This is a genomic window from Roseomonas sp. SRI_022 (assembly GCF_057586215.1).
Genome location: NZ_JBYCZL010000029.1, coordinates 1 through 20,338, shown reverse-complemented (window position 1 = coordinate 20,338; position 20,338 = coordinate 1). Strand labels below are relative to the sequence as shown.

Below are 20,338 nucleotides of genomic sequence, written 5' to 3'. Positions count from 1 at the left end.
AAGGTTGCGGTATGACCAGCCCCGCCTTCAGCTGCCGGCGCGCATCCGCCCCGGATTGAGGATCCCGGCGGGATCCAGCGCTGCCTTCACGCGCCGACCAATGGCGGCGAGCGGGGCCGATTCCTCCGGCAGTACCGCGACGGCCAGGCGCAGGTCCTCCGGCGCATGGAACAGCGTGCAGGTGCCGCCGGAGGCGACCGCCGCGGCGGCCAGCGCGTCATGCGTCGCCGAGGTCGCGGGCGCCGCGACCCAGATCAGGCCGCCACCCCAGTCGAGCAGCGCCCGGCCACCCAGCGCCGCGGCCGCACGCGCGACGCCAGGCCCGGCGGAGGGCCTGACGGAGACGCGCCAGACCGCCTCCCCCATCTGCGCGGCGAGGGGCGCCGCATCGCGCACCTCCCGCCAGAAGTCGCGGCTCGCCTCGCCCTCCAGCAGGGAAACGGGGCCGAAGGCCGCCAGCGATTCCTGCAGGCGGCCCGCGCGATAGGTCACGGACGGTGCGAAATCCTCAAGCCGCAGCGCTGCAAGGACCGGGCGTCCAGGCAGCACCGCCGCACCGGTCACGCTGAAAGGGCTGGCGAGGCCGGCCGAGACGGCGCGGACGCCCGCCTCGATGTCCGGCACCTGGACCAGCAGCGTGGCGGTCGCCTCAGGCGCCGGCAGCACCTTCAGCGTGATCTCCGTCATCACGCCAAGCGTGCCGTAGGACCCCGCGAGCAGCTTGCACAGGTCGAGCCCGGTGACGTTCTTCAGCACGCGCCCGCCGGAGCGCAGCACTTCCCCCGCCCCGTTCACGAAGCGGATGCCGAGGATGTGGTCGCGCATCGCGCCCCAGGCGATGCGGCGCGGCCCGGACAGGTTCGCTGCCACGATGCCGCCGAGCGTGGCTGGCTCGCTGGCCCCGAAGATCGCCCGGGTGTCGGGCGGCTCGGCGATCAGGTGCTGGCCCTTCTCGGCCAGCGCGGCCTCGATCTCGGGCATCGGCGTGCCGGCGCGTGCCGAGATGACGAGTTCCGCCGGGGAATACAGCGTGATGCCGGTCAGGTTGCGCGTCGAGATGGTGCGCGCCGCCTGCACCGGGCGCAGCAGGCCGCGCTTGGAGCCATGGCCCTCGACGGCGATCGGCTCGCGAGCGGCATGGGCGGCGGCGACCGCCGCCGCGATCCCCGCTTCGTCCGGCGGTGAGAGGGAGGCGCTCATTCCGCTGCCATCGGCATGTCCTGCAACGGGAAGACCTTGGATGGGTTCAGCAGCCATTGCGGGTCGAAGGCGGTCTTGATAGCGCGCTGCTGGTCCAGCTCACGCGCGGTGAACTGCACCGTCATCAAGTCGCGCTTCTCGACGCCGACGCCGTGCTCGCCGGTCAGGCAGCCGCCGACCTCGACGCAGAGCTTCAGGATGTCACCGCCGAAGGCCTCCGCCTTGCGGAAGGATTCCGCGTCATTGGCATCGAACATGATCAGCGGATGGAGGTTGCCGTCGCCGGCGTGGAAGACGTTGGCGACGCCGAGGCCGTACTGCGTGCTCATCTCCCCGATGCGCTTCAGCACGAAGGGCAGTTCGGAGGTCGGGATGGTGCCATCCATGCAGAGGTAGTCGGGGCTGATGCGCCCCACCGCACCGAAGGCGCCCTTGCGGCCTTTCCAGATGGCCAGGGACTGCTCGGCGGATTCGGCGACCTTCAGGCTGATCGGATCGAAGCGCTCGCAGATCGCCTTGATGCGGGACAGCAACTCGTCCTGCTCGGCGGTGCTGCCTTCGACCTCGATGATCAGCATCGCCTCGGCATCCAGCGGATAGCCGGCATGGGCGAAGGCCTCGCAGGCATGGATGCAGGGCTTGTCCATGAATTCCAGCGCCACCGGGATGATGCCGGACCCGATGATGGCATCGACCGCTGCACCCGCGATCTCGGTGCCCTTGAAGGCCGCGAGCATGGCGCGCGCGCCCTCGGGCCCGCGCAGGATGCGCACGGTGACTTCGGTGACGATGCCGAGCTGACCTTCGGACCCGGTGATCAGGCCAAGCCAGTCATAGCCCGCGGCATCGAGATGGGCGCCGCCGATGTCGATGACATCGCCCTCGATCGTGACGAACTTCACGCCGAGCAGGTTGTTCGCGGTCACACCGTATTTCAGGCAATGCGCGCCGCCCGAGTTCATCATCACATTGCCGCCGATCATGCAGGCGAGCTGGCTCGACGGATCGGGCGCATAGAAGAAGCCATCGCCGGCAACGGCATTGGTAATGCCGATATTCGTGACGCCGGCCTCGACCACGGCGAGGCGATCGTCGAGATCGATCTCGAGGATCCGGTTCATCCGCATCAGGCCGATGACGACCGCATCCGCGAGCGGCAACGCGCCGCCCGACAGCGACGTGCCGGCGCCGCGCGGCACCACGCGGACGCCAGTCTCATGGCAATACCGCAGCACGGCGGCCACCTGTTCCGTCGTGCGCGGCAGCACCACCACGAGCGGCACCTGGCGATAGGCCGCAAGCCCATCCGTCTCATAGGGCTTGAGGCGGATCGGTTCGCTGATCACGCCATCGCCCGGCACGATGGCGGACAGGGCGGCGACGATCTCGGCGCGGCGGGCGAGGATCTCAGGCTTCGGGGCTGGCAGGGCGATCACGGCGGCATTCCTCCGATGGGCGGAACATGCGCATCGAGGGGCGGCGCGGCAAGCATTGCGTGGCGTCATGGCTGCGTTCACGCTGCCGGGCGGCGCCGGCGCCTTCGCGCGGTGCGGAGGGTGGCGGATGCACAGAATTTTTCTCGCCGCGCTGCTGGCCGTCGGCCTCGCCGGACCGGCCGCCGCGCAGCGCCAGGGCAGCTACGCCGTTGCGGGACAGACGCCCGATGGCCAGCGCTACACCGGCACGTTGCAGATGCAGTCGAGCGGGCAGAACACCTGGCGCGTCACCTGGCGCGTCGCCGGGGACACTGCGACCGGCGTCGGGCTGCTGATCCCGCAGGGACCGCTGCTGGTGGTCGGGTATCTCGCCGGGCGGGATATCGGGGTCGTCGCCTATGCCGTGCAGCCGGACGGGCAACTGGTCGGCACCTGGACGCAGGGTCAGGGCGGCGGCGTCGGTACGGAAACCCTGACCCCAAGCGGGGGCGGCGCCGCACCGTCCAAATAGCAAGGGGGGCCGAGCCCCCCTTCATCCAAACGCATGACCGCCGGGGCAACCCCCGGCGCGGGATCAGCCCTGGCGGGCCTTCAGGCGCGGATTCTTCTTGTTGATCACGTAGACGCGACCACGGCGGCGCACGAGCACGCAGTTCTTGTCGCGGGTCTTGGCGGTCTTCAGGGAATTACGGATCTTCATGGCTTACCTCGTGAGGGGGCGCTTCTAGGGGGGGGCGGCGCGGGCGTCAACCTCGGCGGAGGGGCGGCACTTTAGGTTTTTAAGATTTTATCTCGGGCGGAAATGTCGGTTTTGGACAAATTCGCCGGTCCGGCGACGGGCGAAGGGCTGCTGGTCGGATCGACGGGGTCAAAGAGCAAGCCCGCAAGGTAGCCGGGGCGAGGCACCGCGACAAGGAATTTTATCCCACGATCTCACCGCGCCACCCCGGCGCCCCGCCGGTCGGACAGCCAACCGCATGACGCATGGCCGCGCCCGCCCCGGGCTGGCACAAGGGCGCCGGCCAGCGTCGCAGGCCTCGCCTCCCGCCCCACGGACCCAATGACCAACGCCCAGGACTTCGAGATCTTCCTCGCCACCGCCCCGGGCCTCGAACCCGTGCTCTGCGAGGAAGTGCGCACCAAGGCCTTCAAACGCCCGAAGCCCGTCCCCGGCGGCGTCGTCACCCGCGGCGGCTGGCCCGAGGTCTGGCGCGCGAACCTGTGGATCCGCGGCGCCGGGCGCGTCCTCGCCCGCATCGCCGCCTTCCGCGTCACGCATCTCGCGCAGCTCGACACCCTGGCCCACCGGATCCCCTGGGGCAGCGTGCTGCGCCCCGACATCCCCTTCCGGGTCGAGGCCTCCTGCGCCGCATCGCGCATCTACCACAGCGGCGCCGCCGCCGAGCGCATCGCCACCGCCATCCGCGACACGCTCGGCGCCACCGAATCGCCGGATGCCGGCATCCTCGTCATGGCCCGCATCGACCACGACCTCTGCACCATCAGCGTCGATACCTCGGGCGAGATGCTGCACAAGCGCGGCTACAAGGAAGCCATCAACGCCGCGCCGATGCGTGAGACCATGGCCGCGCTGTTCCTGCGTCAATGCGGCTTCGACGGCGCTGAACCCGTGCTCGACCCCATGTGCGGGTCCGGCACCTTCGTCATCGAGGCCGCGGAGATCGCCGCCCGGCTCAATCCCGGCCGCGCCCGCCACTTCGCCTTCGAAAGCCTCGCGACCTTCGACGCCGCGGCCTGGGAGGCAATGCGCACAGTGAAGCGCCGCGACGTCCCGACGGCACGCTTCCACGGCAGCGACCGCGACGCCGGCGCCATCGCCATGAGCCGCGCCAATGCCGAACGCGCCGGCGTGGCCGACATCACCGAATTCCGCCAAGCCGCGATCAGCGAGATCACCCCGCCCGCCGGGCCGCCGGGGCTGGTCATCGTGAACCCGCCCTACGGCTCACGCCTCGGCGACAGCGGGCAACTGGCGCCTCTGTACCGCGCGCTCGGCCAGACGCTGCTGCGCCGCTTCAGCGGCTGGCGCGTCGGGCTCGTCACCAGCGAGCCGAAGCTGGCCTACGCGACCGGGCTGCCGTTCCTGCCGCATGGGGCGCCGGTGCCGCATGGCGGGCTGCGGGTGGTGCTGTTCAGGACCGGGGTGCTGGGCTGACGGGACCGGCGGCGGGGCGCCCCGGAGCGGGACTTCGCCGAATAGGGCATCGTTCGCCACAGCAAGGGCGACTGCGGACGCGGTCACATCCCACACCAACACCGTCGAAGGCCCTCATAGCGTGTTTGAGCGCGGCATGAAGGGGTCTACCAGCACTGCGGTGAGAAGCATCTTCACCGCATGTCGCCGCGTTCGATTTCCGATACAGCAATCGCGTTGCCTCGGGCGTTCACGAGGTGAAGCGAGCGCGAGTCGCTCTGCACAGAATCGCGGGCAAGCAGCTCACCTACCGTGGCGCTGATCGCGCAGAAGCGTAGTAAAATCGATTCAAATCAATGGCTTGATTCGAGTCGCCCACAGATGACTAACCCATTGATTCACCTTGACGAATCACCTAGTCTCTGTTCGGCGGGTAGCGCCGGAATCAGCCCGAGTCACCCTTATGGGTGGCAGCCGAACCGATGGTCATCCATGACGGATGGCCTATTCACGGCCGGTGGTGCAAGGGCCCGGGCTCCCGTCACTTTTTCGGCGCGCCGAAGTACTCGAAGAGGGCACGCTGGTGATGCTGAAGCGTCTTCTGCCAATGGTCTGGTTGCAATTTGACGCCGAAACCGAAGATCCCATTCGGGCCTTCCGCAACCCGCGGCGCTAATAGTTCGGCAAATCGAATATCGCCGGGTGGTCCACTGGAACGGCCGAGGCCCTTATAAATCGCGCTTGCCACTACATCAGCCAGTTGAAGGCCCGCTCTATCCTTGTGCGAAAAATGAAAAATTTGATCTATTTCAATTACATCCCAGGATAAATCGTCGCGCGTTACAACCATAGTTCCTGATTGACTTCGCATCCATAATTTAGAGAGATAGTCTTTCGTATGGGGATAAAACATTCCTCCTCTGGTTGAGAATTCTATACGTAGTTTGTGCTGCGGCCTTCCGCGATACCGCGTCAAGGCGTCTTTCTGACAATATTGTGTTACTTTCTCCAAGAGAACTCTAGCCATCCAGTTGTAGAAGTAGTTTTTTGATTTGGCTTTCTCTGCCCGGGTATTTCTATATCCTCGCATATTTGGCTTATGCGATACGGATGCAAACCATCGAAAGTTGAGCGTAGATAGATAGCGACATACAGTATCTTTTCTCTGATCATCCAACCTTGCAAAATGAATATCGGTACGCTGTCTTGAGTTTAGCCGTCTCAGGGCCTCCCCAAGCCACTGAGAAACAAAGGCGTCTTCGTGGATTGGTACAACAAACGCGGCCAGCACAAACCATTCCGATGCCCCATTGGGGTCTATCGGTGATACCGCCTTAATCCCGTCGTCGCCTGCTTCGTCAATATAGGCTACGTAGCCAATCGGGAGCATCGCATGAGCCGTGTGAAGGATGCGCGAAATACTTAGCTAAGCACACAATAGGAACGATTCGCTAGTACGGCCCGTACCCTCGGTGCCGATGCAGACGAAGCCGCCTTCCGTGCGAAGCTGGTGGTAATCGCGCAACCGAAGCCTCCGACAACCCCGGCGTACGCCGAACTTGATGCCGCCGAGCGCAAATTTGCTTGCTTGATGGCCGAAGCGAACGCAGATGAGAACGTGCGCCCGTCCCGCGATAACGCAATCGCTCGGCTCCGTCACAGCATCGCGCGCCCTTAGGCGGACCTAGGTGAATCGTCCTGATTCACGTCCTGTGTTTGCGTGCGCACGGTTGTCTTCGGGAACGAACGCCTAGCATTGAGCCGAGCAGGCGTTCGGCGACATCGGAGGATGCTCCGCGCCCGGAGCCAAGAATGCTTCTCTGGGCGCCGTGCCCGCAGCGCACTCCGACATGTCGGCGCGGCAACCGCGCCCGGCACCAAATCCCGGCGGTCCAGGATGCACTGCATCCTGGCGGGGTGAGGTTTGGAGAGGGGCGGCGCCCCCTCTCCAATGCCCCTACTCCGCCGCCGCGCGTGGCGCTTCCGCCAGCCGCGCGAACCCATCCCGCGTCTGCGGCAGTTTCCGCCCCAGGATTTGTTCCGCCACCTGCGTGCGCAGCACCTGCGCCGTCCCGCCCGCGATGGCGAACATCCGCGCGTCGCGGACGTAGCGTTCCATCGGGTTCTCCCGCGAATACCCGGCCGCGCCCCAGACCTGCAGCGCGTTGTTGGTCACGCGGATCGCCATGTCGGCGGCCATCACCTTGGCCTGCGCAGCGGCCAGCCGGTCCGGGAAGCCGTTCGGCCCGGCGGACCGCGCCGCCCGCCAGACCAGGGCGCGCGAGGCCTCCAGCTCGATCGACATGTCGGCCAGCATCCAGGCGAGGCCCTGGAATTCCGCGATCGGCCGGCCGAACTGCTCGCGCGTCTGCGCCCGGGCCAGGGCGTGGTCGTAGGCGCCGGCAGCCAGGCCCAGCGCGACCGTCGCCGCACCCACCCGCTGCCCATTATAGGCATCCATCAGCCGCCCGAAGCCGCGCGCCCAGCCGCCCGGCGGGCGCAGCACCATCGCATCAGGCACCACCAGGCCCCGCATGGTGATGTTGGCTTCCGGCATGCCGCGCAGGCCCATGGACGGGATGCGCTCGGCGGTCATGCCGTCGGGCATGGCGTCGCCGGTGCGGGCGACGATGAAGCCGCCGATGCCCTTCTCCTCGCCATCCTCGAAGGCGCGGGCGAAGATCAGGTGCAGGCGGGACACGCCGCCGCCGGTGATCCAGGTCTTGTCGCCGTCGATCACCCAGTCATTGCCCCGTCGCACGGCGCGGGTGCGCATGTCGGTGGCGGCCGATCCGGCCTCGGGCTCGGTGATCAGGATGGCGGGCTTGTCGCCGGCCAGCACGAGGTCCGCGGCGATCTTCTTCTGGGACGGCGTGCCATAGGCCATGATGGCGCCGACCGCACCCATGTTCGCTTCAACGGCGATGCGGCCGCAGACGGCGCAGGCCTTGGAGAATTCCTCGATCACCAGCACCGCGTCGAAATAGGACAGGCCCGGCCCGCCCCATTCCTTCGGGACGGTCAGGCCGGTGAAGCCGGCCTGCTGCATGCGGGCGACCATCGGCCAGGGATATTGCTCGGATCTGTCGGTCGCGGCGGCCTGGGCGGCGGCTTCCTTGGCGAGTTCGCGCGCCTTGTCGCGCAGCCGGGCCTCGGCGTCGGTCAATCCGTGCATGGTGTCACCCTCCCCTGATGCGGCGCTCGATCGCCTCGGTCGCGGCGCGGTCGAGCCGCAGAGCCTTGGCGAAATCGTCGAGCCAGGCGCGTTCGGCGCCTTCGATGGAAGCCGCGCCGGCCACCGCCGCGGCATAGAGTTGCGCGGCCAGCATCGGGTCCGATGCCTCGCGCGCCAGGGCCTCGGCTGTCGCGCCGCGACCGAATTCCGCCAGCACGGCGTCACGCCCGGCCGGGGTCAGCCCAGCGGCATCGAGCTGGTCGGCGATACGAGCGCGCTCGTCGGAATCGACCTGCCCATCGGCCTTGGCCGCGGCGATCATGGCGCGGAGCATCAGCAGGCCCTCGCGGTCCTCGGCGGCGACCGGCGGTGGCGCGGGCACGCCGGGCACCGGGTTCCAGGCGCCCGATGACGCGGGCTTGCCCGCAGGCGCGGCGCCACCCCAGGGCCCGCCGGCGGATGGAACGCTGGCGCGGGCCGGGGCGGGCTTGCGGGCGGTGGTTCCGGCCGGGGCGGTTTTGGCTGGCACCGGGTCGCCCCAGCCGCCAACATCCGGCTGGCCGCCACCGCGTCGCGGCGGGGGCGCAGGCGGCGGGGCCTGCTGCTGCGACTTGGCCATCGCTTCGATCGCCACGCCGACCAGCATGCCGAGCGCGCGGCCGAGATCCTGCTTGCCGCCACCGCGCCGGCGCGTGCCGCGCGCAGGCTGGCCGCCGCCCAGCATGGCGCCGAGCACGCCGCCGAGGTCGAACTGCGCCATCGCCCCGATCCCTTCCCGAGTCGTGCTTTGCTACAGGCCGCGCAGGGCTGCCGCAATGGGCGGCACAAGCGTGCGGAATTCCTCCGCCCGCGGGCTGCGCACCCGCCAGGCAAGCGCGATGCGCCGCCCGAAGGTGCCCGCCAGCGGCCGCACCGTGACGTCGGCCCCCGCGGTCACGCCGCCGGTGACGGCGAGGTCGGGCAGCAGCGTCATGCCGAGCCCGCCGCCGACCATCTGCACCAGCGTGTGCAGGGAGGTAGCGGCGAATTCCTCCGATGCCGCCGCCCCGGGCAGGCCGCAGGCGGACAGCGCATGGTCGCGCAGGCAATGGCCGTCCTCCAGCAGCATCAGCCGTTCGCCGGTCAGCGCCTCGGGCGGGATCTCGGCCATGGTGGCCAGGTGATGGCCGGGCGGCAGGGCGACGTGGAAGGGGTCGTCGGCGATGGTCACCGTTTCCACATCGCCGCAATCGCAGGGCACGGCGAGTAGCAGCAGGTCGAGCCGCCCGGCATCCAGCCCTTCCACCAGGCGCTCGGTGATGTCCTCCCGCAGCCAGAGCCGCAGGCGCGGATAGGCTTCGCGCAGGCGCGGCATCAGGCGCGGCAGCAGGAAGGGGCCGATGGTCGGGATGGTCCCGAGGCGCAGCGGGCCGGTCAGCGGGTCGCGCGCCGTCTCCACCGTTTCGACCAGCGCGGTCAGGGCCGCGAGCGCCGTGCGTGCGCGCGCGACCAGTTCGCGGCCAAGCGGGGTGAAGACCGGGCGCTTGCCGCCGGTGCGTTCCAGCAGCGCGGCATCGAGCTGGCGTTCGAGCGCGAAGATGCCGGAGGACAGGGTTGATTGCGTCACCGCGCAGGCGGCGGCCGCTCGGCCGAAATGGCTGTGCGCGGCCAGGGCAACGAGGTAGCGGAGTTGCTGGGGACTCGGAAGGGCGGTCATCGGCGCTGAACATTACGACGATCGCGAATACCGCCAGGGCACGGAATGCAGGGCGGCCATGCGCGCCGCGTCCCCGCTTTCTGGCCCGATGCGGGCATCGGGCCGCGAGCGCACAGCGCGACCGCGCCCAGACCGTTCGTCGCTGCCAGCGCACCAGCGCAGGGCGCGAAGGCAAGCCGCGCGGATGCGCGGCGCCCGCCGTTTGAGGGATAAAAAATCAGCCTGAGGCTTCGCCTCAGGCGGCGTCGGCGCCTTCGCCACTGCCGAGGCCGACCAGCGCCGCGCGATCCGTGAGCTCGATCCCGGAATGTCCGTGCAGGCGGATCCAGCCGCGCTTGCGGAAGGCGGAGATGGCCCGGCTCACGGTTTCCAGCGTCAGGCCGAGGAACTCGCCGATATCGGCCCGCGTGGCCGGCAGGTCGAAGACGGGGCCGACATGCTTGCGGCGCTCCTGCGCCTCGGCGAGGGAGACGAGGAAGGCGGCGACCCGTTCCTCCGCGCTGAAGCGGCCGAGCGCGAGAATGTGATCCTGGCTGGCCGCCAGTTCCGTGATGCACAGGTCCAGGAAGCGGCGTTCCAGCACCGGGTAGCGCCGGAAAAGCTGTTCGAGACGGCGGCGGTCGAGCCGGCAGACGGTGCCGCGCGTCAGCATTTCGGCGCCGAAGGCGTATTCGGTGGCCGGCGTGAAGCCGAGGATGTCGCCCGCGAAGCGGAAGCCGATCACCGCCTGCCGACCGTCCGGCAGCACGCGCGTCAGCCGTGCCATGCCTTCGGTCAGCGTATAGACATAGCGGGCCGGATCGCCCTGGCGGAAGACGGCGTCACGCGTGTCGAGCGACAGCCGTTCGCTCTCGCCCGCCATGTCGTCCAGTGCCGCGACATCGAGCGGCGCGCACAGCCCGATCGAGCGAGAGCCGCATTTCACGCAGACATCCGCTTCGGCGCCGAGGCCATCCATCAGGGCACGGGTGCTGTCGAGAGGATGCATGATTCCCGTTCACCTGGCTCGGCGGGTTCTCGGCCGCCGGCTCCCTCCGGTCAAGCGACCGCGCGTGGCAGTTTCCCCGGGCCGTTGAGGTAGATCAAGAACAAACGCATATTCGGCGTGTCGAGCAGGCGCGCGTCAGGCGCATGCCGGTCGCGGCGCCCGTCGCTTGCATGCCTTCGCCTGGTGGCGACACTGGCGGAACCGTTCCGCAGGAAGACCACATGACCCAGACCGCGCCCGCCTTCCGTCTCGACGGCAAGCGAATCCTCGTCACCGGTGCTTCGCTCGGCATCGGTCAGGCCATCGCGCTGGCCGCCGCGGCGAGCGGCGCGACGGTGGTGCTGGCCGCGCGCCGGCGAGCGGGGCTGGAGGAGGTCGCGGCGGAGATCGCCGCATCGGGCGGCGTGGCCGAGGTGCTGCCCTTCGACGCGGCCGACCCGGCGGCGATCCGCGCGGCGGTCGCGGCAGCGGGCGCGCTGGATGGCCTGGTGAACAATGCCGGCAGCGTGACGCGCGAACCCTTCCTCGATGCCAGCGAGAGTGAGATGGACCGTGTCCTCTTGCTCAACGTGAAGGGTGCCACGATCGTCGCGCAGGAAGTCGCGCGCGCCATGGTCAAGGCCGGGCGCGGCGGGTCGATCGTCAACATGGCCTCGGTCGCCGGGCTGGTGGGGTCGCGCAACCGCAGCCTCTATGCCGCGACCAAGCATGCGGTGATGGGGCTGACCCGCGCGATGGCGCTGGAACTCGGGCCGAAGGGCATCCGCGTCAATGCGGTCTGCCCGGGGCTGGTCAACACGCCGCTCGCTGCCGATCTGATGGCGGACGAGACATTCGTCGCGGCGACGCGCGCGCGCATCCCGCTCGGGCGCATCATGGAACCGCAGGACATCGCCGGGCCGGCGGTGTTCCTGTTGTCGGAAGCATCGTCCGGCATCACCGGCATCGCCTTGCCGGTCGATGGCGGCGTCACGGCGGAGTAGGCAATATGCCCGTCACGGTCCAGGTCTGCGGCGCCGCGCGCACCGTCACCGCGCTGTCGCTGCTGTTCGAGACACCCCGCGCGCGCTTCCTCGTCGATTGCGGCCTGTTCCAAGGCCCCAAGACGCTGAAGGCGCTGAACTGGGAGCCCTTCCCCTACAATCCGCGCGAGATCGACGCGGTGCTGCTGACGCATGCGCATATCGACCATTCCGGCCTGCTGCCGCGCCTGGTGAAGGAAGGCTTCCGCGGCCGCATCCACGCCACCGCGCCGACGGTGGACCTGTGCAGCGTGATGCTGCCGGATTCAGGGCATGTGCAGGAGATGGAGGTCGATCACTTGAATCGCCGCAACCGCCGGCGCGGTCATGGTGCGGTGGAACCGATCTACACTGCCGCCGACGCCGCCGTAGCGGTGCGCGCCTTCCGCGCCGTGCCGATGGATCGCTGGCTCTCCTTCGATGAACTCCCCGGCGTGCGCGCGCGCTGGTGGAATGCCGGGCACATGCTCGGTTCCGCCTCGATCGAGCTGGAATTCACCGAGGACGGCGCGCCGCCGCTGCGCGTGCTGGTGTCGGGCGACCTCGGCCCCGATTGCGCGGTGTTCTACGACGATCCGGAGGGGCCGCAGGGCGTCGACCACGTCTTCCTGGAATCCACCTATGGTGACGAGGACAAGCCCTGCGTCGGCCACGACGAACGACGCGACCGCCTCGAAACGCTGGTGAAGGAGGCGATCCGTCCCAACGGCGCGCTGCTGATCCCCGCCTTCGCCGTGGAACGCACGCAGGAGATCTGCTGGGACCTGGTCACGCTGATGCAGGCGGGGCGCATCCCGCAGGCGCCGGTCTTCGTGGACAGCCCGCTCGCCATCCGTGCGACGGAGGTCTTCCTCGACCACACCGCGTCACTCGAGGACGGCGCGTCGGTGAAGCGCGCGCTGCGATCCCCGCTGCTGCACTTCACCGAGACCGGCGCGCAGTCGCGCGCCATCGCCGCGACCGAGGGCTTCCACATCATCGTCGCCGGGTCGGGCATGTGCGATGCCGGGCGCATCCGCCATCACCTCAAGCACTGGCTGTGGTCACCGGATGCGACGGTGCTGCTGACCGGATATCAGGCGGAAGGCACGCTCGGGCGACTGCTGCTGGAGGGCAAGCAGGAGGTCCGCATCCAGGGCGAGGCGATCCGCGTCGCCGCCACGATCCGCCAGATCCGCGATTATTCCGGCCACGCCGATGCGCCGGAACTCGCGGCGTGGCTGACGGCACGCGGACCGGTCGCGGGCGGGGTGTTCCTGGTGCACGGCGAACCGCCGGCGATGGAGGCGCTGACGCAGCGCATCGGCCAATCGGGCTCGGTGGGCGCGGGCCAGGTGCTGATGCCGGTGCTCGACGAACGCTTCCTGCTGCCCAGGGCCGCGGCGCCGCAGCGCCTCCAAGGGCGCCCACGTCGCGCCGATCCAGCCACGGCCGGCCGGCCCGACTGGCACAATGCGCGCGCCGCCCTGCTGCTCGGCATCGAGGATGCGATCGACCGCGCACCCGATCCGGCGTCGCGCGACAGGTTGATGGCGGCACTGCGGGGCGTGCTGGAAGCCAACCGGCGAAACGGCCGGTAGCGCGCATGGCGTTCAGGTGGAATCACCTGAACGCGCGGGATGCCCGCAAAGACGACACCCCGGACCATGCCGCGCGAAGGCATGTGGACGTGCATGCTCCGCGCATCCGACTCGGCGTCATGGCATTCTCCCCTGCGGGTCTTCGCAGGGGATTTGGCCGCTCAGCCCCGCCGCACGTTCCAGAAGGTCGCGAACCCTTCCTGCACGCCGGTGATGTTGCTGCGATAGGCGGTGGGCTGAAGATACTGTCCGGTCGGGTAGTAGGGCACCTCCCGCATCGCTTCGATCTGGATGTCACGGCAAATCGCCTGCTGCGCCGCGAGGTCCGGCGCGCGGAACCAGGCGTCACGCAACTCCTCGATGCGCGGCATGGTCGCCCAGCCGGCGTAGCCGGCCTCTCCGTTGCCACGCAGCGCGATATGGCCGGCGGGGTTCAGCCAGTCGGTGCCCGCCCAGTTGGTCATGAAGGCGGACCAGCCGCCGTCGGATACCGGCCCCTTGCGGTTGCGCCGCTGCAGCATGGCGTTGAACTCGACCGAGTAGATCTCGACATTCATCCCCGCCTGCTTGAACTGGTCGGCGATGACGGCGCCCATCGCCGCATTGGGCTGCGAGGTGGACGGGATCATGAACAGCACCGTCTCCCCGCGATACCCCGCGGCGCGCAGATCGGCCTGGACCCTGGCGTAGTCGCGCGGGCCGCGCAGCGGGTCCAGCCCGGCCTCGGAGGCCATCGGCGTGCCCGGCCCGAAGAAGCCGAGCGGCACGCGGTACAGGCTCGTCTCCTCCGCGCCCACCAGCGCCTGCATGCAGGCCGTCTGGTCGATCGCGCCCCACAGCGCACGACGGATCGCCGGATTGTTGAACGGCGCCTGGAGGTGGTTCACCCGCACCATGCCGACGAAGCCCGACGGGTCCAGCACGCGCACCGTGACACCGCGCGCGCGGCGCATCTGCGGCAGCAGGTCGTGATAGGCGTATTCCTGCCAATCCGCCTCACCCGCCACCAGGGCGTTGGTCGCCGTCGCCGGGTCGGGCATGACACGCCATTCGACGCGGTCGAAATGCACGACCTTGGGCCCGGAGGTCCAGCCGCCCGGCCCGTCGCGCCGCGGCAGGTAGCGGTCGAACTTCGTATAGACCAGCAGCGATCCCGGCACGCGTTCATCCGCCTGGAAGCGGAAGGGGCCGCTGCCGATCAGCTCCGGCACCTGGCGGAACGGGTCGGTATTCGCTAGCCGCTCCGGCATCATGGCGCAGACCGGCACGGACGCCTTGCCGAGCGCGATCGGCAGCAGCGGGAAAGGCTGCTTCAGGCGGAACAGGATGGTGCGGTCATCGGGGGAGGAAAGCTCATCGGTCGCCGCCATCAGCGTCTCCCCGAAGGGATCGCGCCGCGCCCAGCGGCGGATGGAGGCGACGCAGTCGCGCGCCAGCACCTTCTCCCCGTCGTGGAACAGCAACCCGTCGCGCAGCGTCAGGGTCCAGCGCCTGCCGTCATCCTCGATGCGGTGCCCTTCCACCATCTGCGGCGTCGCCGTGTAGGTGGAATCCATGCCGTAGAGCGTGTCGAACACCATGTAGCCATGGTTGCGCGTGGCATAGGCGGTGGTGGTGACGGGATCGAGCGTCACCACATCCTGCTGCGGGCTGAAGCGCAGCGTCGTCGCCGATTGCGCACGCAGCAGGCCTGGCCCGGCCAGCGAGGCGGCGAGGCCCGCACCAGCGCCACGGATCAGGGAACGTCGCTGCATCGTCCAGGCCCTCCTCTCGACTGGGCGCGGTCCCGGTGCCCGCGCCCTGCATTCCGGGATCAGTCAGGCAAGCACGGCGGATGCCAGTCTGGCGTCGCGCGGTCGTCTGCTCAAATGCGAAGTCATGCCGGAGCCGAACGGGCGCCTGATGGCGACGGCCCCCTGACGCGATGCCGGCGCACCCCACATCAAGGGCATGCACGACGCCGCCCTGATCTGGTTCCGGCAGGACCTTCGGCTCGCCGATAATGCAGCCCTCGCCGCGGTGCAGGACCGGCCCGTGCTGCCGGTCTACATCATTGAGGACGGCCCCCGCGCCCCGGGCGGCGCGTCGCGCTGGTGGCTGCATCACAGCCTGGTCGCGCTCGGCCGGTCGCTGGCCTCGTGCGGCGCGCCGCTGGTGGTGCTGCGCGGCGACCCGCGGCGGCTGATCCCGGACCTCGCCGCGCGGATCGGCGCGGCCGAGATCCATGCGGGCCGCCAGACAGAACCCGCATCCCGCCACCGCGATGCGGAAACCCACGACGCCCTGCAACGCGCCGGGCGGCGCCTGGTGCTTCACCGCAACGCATTGCTGCACGAACCGCATCGGGTCCGCACCGCCGCGGGCAAGCCCTTCGCGGTCTTCACGCCCTTCGCGCGCGCCGTCTCGGCCCTGCTGGAGGGCCTGCCACGGCCGCTGCCCGCGCCCGGGCGGCTGGCACCCGCGCCCGGTACGCCGGCCGGGCTTCGCGCGGAGGAATTCGGCCTGCTGCCCGCCCCGCCGCAGCCGGACTGGGCGCAGGAGTTCCCGGCCCATTGGACACCGGGGGAGGCCGGCGGCGCGGGGCGCCTCGCCACCTTCCTGCGCGAAGGTCTCGCGCAATACGACACAAGGCGCGACGCGCCGGCGGCCGAATGGGGCACCTCCGGCCTGTCGCCGCACCTGCATCTGGGGGAGGTCTCGCCCCGCCAGGTCTGGCATGCCGCCCGGGCGCAGGGTGGCGCGGGGCTCGAGACCTTCCTGAAGGAGGTGTTGTGGCGGGAATTCTCCCACCACCTCCTCTGGCACCGGCCGGAGATGCCCGTGCAGCCGCTGCGGCCGGAATACAGGGCCTTCCCCTGGCGCAGCGATGCCGCGATGCTGCGGGCCTGGCAGCGCGGTCGGACCGGCTACCCGATCGTCGATGCCGGGATGCGCCAGCTCTGGCGCAGCGGCTGGATGCACAACCGGGTCCGGATGATCGTCGCCTCCTTCCTCGTGAAGCACCTTCTGCAGCCCTGGCAGTCGGGCGAGGCCTGGTTCTGGGACACGCTGGTCGATGCCGACCTCGCGGCCAACGCCGCATCCTGGCAATGGGTGGCGGGCTGCGGGGCGGATGCCGCACCATATTTCCGCATCTTCAACCCCGTGCTGCAGGGCGAGAAATTCGACCCCGAGGGTGTCTATGTCCGGCGCTGGTGCCCGGAACTGGCGCGCCTGCCCGACCGCTTCATCCACCGCCCGCATGACACGCCGGACGCCGTCCTGCGCGGCGCGGGCGTGGCGCTCGGCCGCGATTATCCGGCGCCGGTGATCGGGCTCAGCGAAGGGCGCGCCCGCGCACTCGCAGCCTTCGCCGCCATCAGGGGGGCGGGCGTCGCGTGACGCCCTCGCCCGACAGCTTGCGCGCCGCGGGCTTCACCGGGTTGCGCGTGGTGGGCGACGTGCATGGCGATGCGCGAGGCTTCGATGCCGCCGTGGCGGGGGCCGAGGCAGCGGGCCTGTTCGTCATCCAGCTCGGCGACCTGACGGATCACGGGCCGGACAATCCCGCCGTGCTGCGCAGCATGTTCGCCGCCATGGATGCGGGGCGCGGCATGTTCATCCTCGGCAACCACGACCACAAGCTGCGGCGCGCGTTGCTCGGCCAGTCCGTGCGGATGGACCGCGACGGGCTCGGCCGCACGCTGGACCAGATCGCCGACGCGCCCGATGGCCCGGCGCTGAAGGCGCGCGCCATCGCCGAGATCGGCCGCGCGCCGGCCTGGCTGTCCTTCGGTCGGCTCCTCTGCGTCCATGCCGCCTTCCATGACGGCATGCTGCAGCAGGCGCCGCCGCCCGATGCGGGGGCGACGAAGCCCGAGGGCCTGGTCGGGCGCGCCATCTTCGGCCAGGTCACCGGCCGGCGCGCGGCGGATGGCTTCCCGATCCGCCTGACCGGCTGGGTCGATCGCATCCCGGCCTGGCTGACCGTGCTGGTCGGCCACGACACACGGTCGCATGACGGGCGGCCGGTGACGATGACCGGGCTCCGCGGCGGGCGCGCGATCTTCCTCGATACCGGCGCCGGCAAGGGCGGCGCGCTCGCCTGGCGGGATTTCACGCTGGCTGAGGCCGGGATTGATGCGTCGCAGGGGCGCGCGCCGCTCATGACCGCCTGACGGCGGCGGGCACTGCCGGGCACGGGTCATCGCCGGATCGCCCACGCACGCGACCGGCAGCCGTAATCGCATCCTCGGCGAGATGCCGCATCGCGGACAACGGCGCGAGGGACGGCGATAATCCGCCCGCACCGGGGCCTCTCCGGTGTACGCTGTCGGCCCCATGCCATCCCCTCACAGGACGCGCCATCCGCTGCCGATCCGAGCCGGGCGCCAGGACACCGAGGCGGAGCGCCGCCTCGATGGCGCGATCCTCGGCGCCGGGCTGGCCGCGGCCATCGCAGGCTGCATCGCCATCGCGCTGACCCTTCCGGCCGATGTGCGGACGGGACCGGTGCTGGCGCTCGGCTTCTATGGCCTCGCGCTGATTGCCATGCTGGCCGTTGCGCTCGCCTACAACCTCGCGCGCGGGGTGCGGGCGCGGGCGACGCTGCGGCGGCTCGACCACGCCGCCATCTTCCTGATGATCGCAGGCACCTACACCCCCTTCGCGCTGGTCGCGATCGGCGGCAGCTGGGGCTGGGCGCTAATCACCTTCGTCTGGGCCGGATCGCTCGCGGGGATGGTGTTGAAGCTGGCCTGGCCACACCGCTTCGAGCGCGCCTCCATCGTCGCCTATCTCGCGCTGGGCTGGGCGTTGCTCGGCGCCGCGCCGGCAATACTGGAACATGTGCCAACCGGCGCGCTGGTGCTGCTGGGCGTCGGCGGCGTGCTCTACAGCGCCGGCGTGGCCTTCCACGTCAGCCGGCGCATGCCCTTTCAGAACGAGGCCTGGCATGGCTGCGTGGTGGCTGCCGCGGGCTGCCACTTCGCCGCAGTGATGATGGCGGTGCTGCCGGTCGCGTGATCAGGACCAGAGGCGCGCATTCGCCAGTTCGTCCGCGATGCGCTCGGCGGCCGCTTCCAGCAGCGCCTCCCCCTTCTCCGCCGAAGCCGAGCGCGCGTCGCCGATCACACCCGAGGGCGTCACATCCTTGAAGGAGCGGCGGCGGATCATCGCCGCGGGCTGGCCCTCCGGCCGGGTGGAATGCGGGCCGTAGGCCTCGCCCAGCCGGTCGCTGCGCACCGCCTCGGGCAGCAGGGTCATGACCATCGAGGTCTCGGCCTCGCAGGCGTGCATGACGTTGGATTGCCGTTCGAGGATGGGGGCGAACGCATCGCCGGCAAGATGCCAGTAGGTGCCGGCAGCGACCGCGATGCCGGATTCGGCCTGGCACTCGCCGGCAATGACGGCGACCGCCTCGGCATTGCCGCCATGGCCGTTCAGCAACATGACGCGCTTGAAGCCGGCGCGCGCGGCGGAACGGACGACACCCTTCAGCACCGCCGAGAAGGCCGCGAAGTCGAGCGTGACGGTGCCCCCGAAGGCGACGTGATGCTCGGCGAGGCCGGTCCACACGCAGGGCATCACCACCACGGGCTTGCCCATGGCGGCCATGCGGTGCGCGACGCGCTGGGCGACGCCGTTGGCGCAGATGATGTCCACGCCGGTCGCCAGGTGCGGCCCATGCTGTTCCAGTGACGCGACGGGCACGATCACCAGCGCGCCTTCCGCCGCGCGGGCATTGAGCTCGGCGAAGGTGAGCTTCATCCACTCGATCTCGGTATCCTGCGCCATGGCATCCTCCGTCGCATCCGGCGCGGCGGAGGATGGCGCCGGCGCAACCGGGCGTCGAGGTGCCCGGCCCGCACCGCGGGCGACCCGTCGTCGCGCCGGGGGATGCATCGTTCCCGGCGCGGACAGGCTCGCCCCGGCAGCCGCGACAGGCGCGATGGTCCATGGCAGGATGGGCGGGATATGCGTCAGCTCCTCCTCCTGCGCCACGCCAAGTCCTCCTGGGACGATCCGCTGCTCGCCGACCATGCGCGGCCGCTCAACGCGCGCGGGCGGCGCGCCGCGACCGCGATGGCGGCGGCGATGCGCGACCTCGGCCTGTCGCCCGATGTCGTGCTCGTCTCCTCCGCACGGCGCACGCTGCAGACGCTGGAAGCGATCTCGCCCTTCGCCGACAGCCCGCTGATCGAACCGATGGACGACATCTACCTCGCCCCGTGGCAGCGGCTGCTAGAACTGCTGCGCCAATCGCCGGAGACGGCGCGCAGCGTGCTGCTGATCGGCCACAATCCGGGGCTGCACGACCTGGCCCTGGCACTGGCCGGGCCGGCGGCGATGGCGGGGCCGGCCGCCGTCGCGGCGCGCCGCATGGCCGATGGCTTCCCGACCTGCTCCCTGGCGGAATTCGCCGTGGCGACGCCCTGGCGTGACCTCGCGGATGGCGGCGCCCGCCTCGTGCGCTTCCTGATCCCCGCGGATTTGCCCGAGGCCGTGCTGTGACCTTCCCGGCCGACGCCGCGGGGACCAGCCGGGCGCCGGTCGCAGAGACTGACGCCGAGGCCACGCCGGCCGAACCCGCACCCAGTCCCACGCCGGCCGAGGCGGAACCGGTCACGCTCGACTTCGAATTGCCGGCCGAGGCCGCGGCGCGCCTGGGGCGGCTGCCGGCGATCGCCGCGCTGCGCAGTGGCCGTGCCCGCGGCAGCGCGACATCGATCATGTGGTTCGACACCGCCGATGGCAGGCTCGCCGCCGAAGGCCAGGTCGTGGAGGCACCCGCGCGCGGCCCCCGCCTGCTGCTCCGCACGCTGCCCGAGGCGACCGAGGCCTGGCATCCCGCCTGCCCGCCTGCCCTGCTGCGCCGCCTCGCGCCCGAGGAGACGCCGGAGGCGTGCGGCGGCGATGCGCTGGCCGCCATCGCGGCCTTTGCCGGACGCCAGCAGCTGTCCCGACTGGAGACCGCGCATGGCATGGTCCAGGCCGCGCTGCTGGAGGGCAGTCTGCGCAGCCTTGAGACGGAACAACCGGTGGCACGGCTGTCGCTGACCGGGCCGTTGCTGGGTGTGGTCGCGGCGGCGGGGGGGGGGGGGGGGG

General features: G+C 70.2%; 19 protein-coding genes and 1 pseudogene. 10 read left to right on the top strand and 10 right to left on the bottom strand.

All coding sequences use genetic code 11. The annotated features are described in order from the left end of the window. Positions 1-27: 27 nt before the first annotated feature. A complete protein-coding gene (glcE, locus tag AC2YHJ_RS22825; protein ID WP_487398483.1) occupies positions 28-1,200 on the bottom strand; it encodes a glycolate oxidase subunit GlcE in 1,173 nt (390 codons plus the stop codon). After that, positions 1,197-2,636 carry an FAD-linked oxidase C-terminal domain-containing protein gene (locus AC2YHJ_RS22820; protein WP_487398482.1) on the bottom strand — a complete coding sequence of 480 codons (1,440 nt, stop codon included), beginning with the start codon at positions 2,634-2,636 and terminating at the stop codon, positions 1,197-1,199. Before AC2YHJ_RS22820 ends, glcE begins: the two co-directional genes overlap by 4 nt. 127 nt (positions 2,637-2,763) lie before the next feature. Here AC2YHJ_RS22820 and AC2YHJ_RS22815 point away from each other — a divergent pair, with 127 nt between their 5' ends. Next, positions 2,764-3,147 carry a hypothetical protein gene (locus AC2YHJ_RS22815; RefSeq protein WP_487398481.1) on the top strand — a complete coding sequence of 128 codons (384 nt, stop codon included), beginning with the start codon at positions 2,764-2,766 and terminating at the stop codon, positions 3,145-3,147. 63 nt (positions 3,148-3,210) lie between these two features. On the opposite strand, the gene ykgO is transcribed toward AC2YHJ_RS22815, so the two are convergent. Beyond that, positions 3,211-3,336, bottom strand: a complete 126-nt coding sequence (ykgO, locus tag AC2YHJ_RS22810; RefSeq protein WP_137125466.1) for a type B 50S ribosomal protein L36 — start codon at positions 3,334-3,336, stop codon at positions 3,211-3,213. Between the two features lie 360 nt (positions 3,337-3,696). On the opposite strand from ykgO, the gene AC2YHJ_RS22805 reads away from it, so the two are divergent. Together AC2YHJ_RS22805 and AC2YHJ_RS22800 are read left to right on the top strand one after the other, a co-directional pair. Continuing rightward, positions 3,697-4,812 carry a THUMP domain-containing class I SAM-dependent RNA methyltransferase gene (locus AC2YHJ_RS22805; protein WP_487398480.1) on the top strand — a complete coding sequence of 372 codons (1,116 nt, stop codon included), beginning with the start codon at positions 3,697-3,699 and terminating at the stop codon, positions 4,810-4,812. 94 nt (positions 4,813-4,906) lie between these two features. Further along, a pseudogene (locus AC2YHJ_RS22800) lies at positions 4,907-5,129 on the top strand (IS1595 family transposase); the annotation flags it as partial. A gap of 203 nt (positions 5,130-5,332) precedes the next feature. Here the strand turns inward: AC2YHJ_RS22800 and AC2YHJ_RS22795 are convergent. From AC2YHJ_RS22795 to AC2YHJ_RS22775, 5 genes are all read right to left on the bottom strand, one after another. Further along, complete coding sequence (locus AC2YHJ_RS22795; protein ID WP_487398479.1) at positions 5,333-6,181, bottom strand: DUF3800 domain-containing protein; 849 nt, start codon at positions 6,179-6,181, stop codon at positions 5,333-5,335. 567 nt (positions 6,182-6,748) lie between these two features. Continuing rightward, a complete protein-coding gene (gene acdA / locus AC2YHJ_RS22790; RefSeq protein ID WP_487398478.1) occupies positions 6,749-7,966 on the bottom strand; it encodes a 3-sulfinopropanoyl-CoA desulfinase in 1,218 nt (405 codons plus the stop codon). A 4-nt stretch (positions 7,967-7,970) separates the two neighbouring features. Next, positions 7,971-8,726 (bottom strand): DUF533 domain-containing protein, encoded by a 756-nt coding sequence (locus tag AC2YHJ_RS22785; protein ID WP_487398477.1) that lies wholly within the window; start codon positions 8,724-8,726, stop codon positions 7,971-7,973. A 30-nt stretch (positions 8,727-8,756) separates the two neighbouring features. Further along, the gene (locus tag AC2YHJ_RS22780) at positions 8,757-9,662 is read right to left on the bottom strand and encodes a hydrogen peroxide-inducible genes activator (RefSeq protein WP_487398476.1); all 906 of its coding nucleotides are present in this window, start codon (positions 9,660-9,662) and stop codon (positions 8,757-8,759) included. Between the two features lie 235 nt (positions 9,663-9,897). Next, entirely contained in the window at positions 9,898-10,650 is a 753-nt protein-coding gene (locus AC2YHJ_RS22775; protein ID WP_487398475.1) for a Crp/Fnr family transcriptional regulator, read from the bottom strand. Between the two features lie 221 nt (positions 10,651-10,871). On the opposite strand from AC2YHJ_RS22775, the gene AC2YHJ_RS22770 reads away from it, so the two are divergent. After that, the gene (locus AC2YHJ_RS22770) at positions 10,872-11,633 is read left to right on the top strand and encodes an SDR family NAD(P)-dependent oxidoreductase (RefSeq protein ID WP_487398474.1); all 762 of its coding nucleotides are present in this window, start codon (positions 10,872-10,874) and stop codon (positions 11,631-11,633) included. 5 nt (positions 11,634-11,638) lie between these two features. Then, the gene (locus AC2YHJ_RS22765; protein WP_487398473.1) at positions 11,639-13,252 is read left to right on the top strand and encodes an MBL fold metallo-hydrolase RNA specificity domain-containing protein; all 1,614 of its coding nucleotides are present in this window, start codon (positions 11,639-11,641) and stop codon (positions 13,250-13,252) included. Positions 13,253-13,413: 161 nt separating this feature from the next. Here AC2YHJ_RS22765 and AC2YHJ_RS22760 read toward each other — a convergent pair whose 3' ends face one another. Next, the gene (locus tag AC2YHJ_RS22760) at positions 13,414-15,006 is read right to left on the bottom strand and encodes an ABC transporter substrate-binding protein (protein WP_487398472.1); all 1,593 of its coding nucleotides are present in this window, start codon (positions 15,004-15,006) and stop codon (positions 13,414-13,416) included. Positions 15,007-15,202: 196 nt separating this feature from the next. Here AC2YHJ_RS22760 and AC2YHJ_RS22755 point away from each other — a divergent pair, with 196 nt between their 5' ends. From AC2YHJ_RS22755 to trhA, 3 genes are all read left to right on the top strand, one after another. After that, positions 15,203-16,633 carry a cryptochrome/photolyase family protein gene (locus AC2YHJ_RS22755; RefSeq protein WP_487398471.1) on the top strand — a complete coding sequence of 477 codons (1,431 nt, stop codon included), beginning with the start codon at positions 15,203-15,205 and terminating at the stop codon, positions 16,631-16,633. After that, entirely contained in the window at positions 16,630-17,409 is a 780-nt protein-coding gene (locus AC2YHJ_RS22750) for a metallophosphoesterase (RefSeq protein WP_487398470.1), read from the top strand. Before AC2YHJ_RS22755 ends, AC2YHJ_RS22750 begins: the two co-directional genes overlap by 4 nt. A gap of 163 nt (positions 17,410-17,572) precedes the next feature. Then, positions 17,573-18,256, top strand: coding sequence for a PAQR family membrane homeostasis protein TrhA (trhA, locus tag AC2YHJ_RS22745; protein ID WP_487398469.1), 684 nt, complete (start codon positions 17,573-17,575; stop codon positions 18,254-18,256). Here trhA and AC2YHJ_RS22740 read toward each other — a convergent pair whose 3' ends face one another. Further along, positions 18,257-19,234: a creatininase family protein gene (locus tag AC2YHJ_RS22740; RefSeq protein WP_487398468.1), complete on the bottom strand. Its 978-nt coding sequence runs from the start codon at positions 19,232-19,234 to the stop codon at positions 18,257-18,259. On the opposite strand from AC2YHJ_RS22740, the gene AC2YHJ_RS22735 reads away from it, so the two are divergent. Next, on the top strand, positions 19,208-19,744 hold the full coding sequence (locus AC2YHJ_RS22735; RefSeq protein WP_487398467.1) for a SixA phosphatase family protein: 537 nt from the start codon (positions 19,208-19,210) through the stop codon (positions 19,742-19,744). The genes AC2YHJ_RS22740 and AC2YHJ_RS22735 overlap by 27 nt on opposite strands. Further along, the coding region (locus tag AC2YHJ_RS22730; protein ID WP_487398466.1) for a hypothetical protein at positions 19,741-20,338 on the top strand (598 nt) is incomplete at its 3' end. The genes AC2YHJ_RS22735 and AC2YHJ_RS22730, both read left to right, overlap by 4 nt.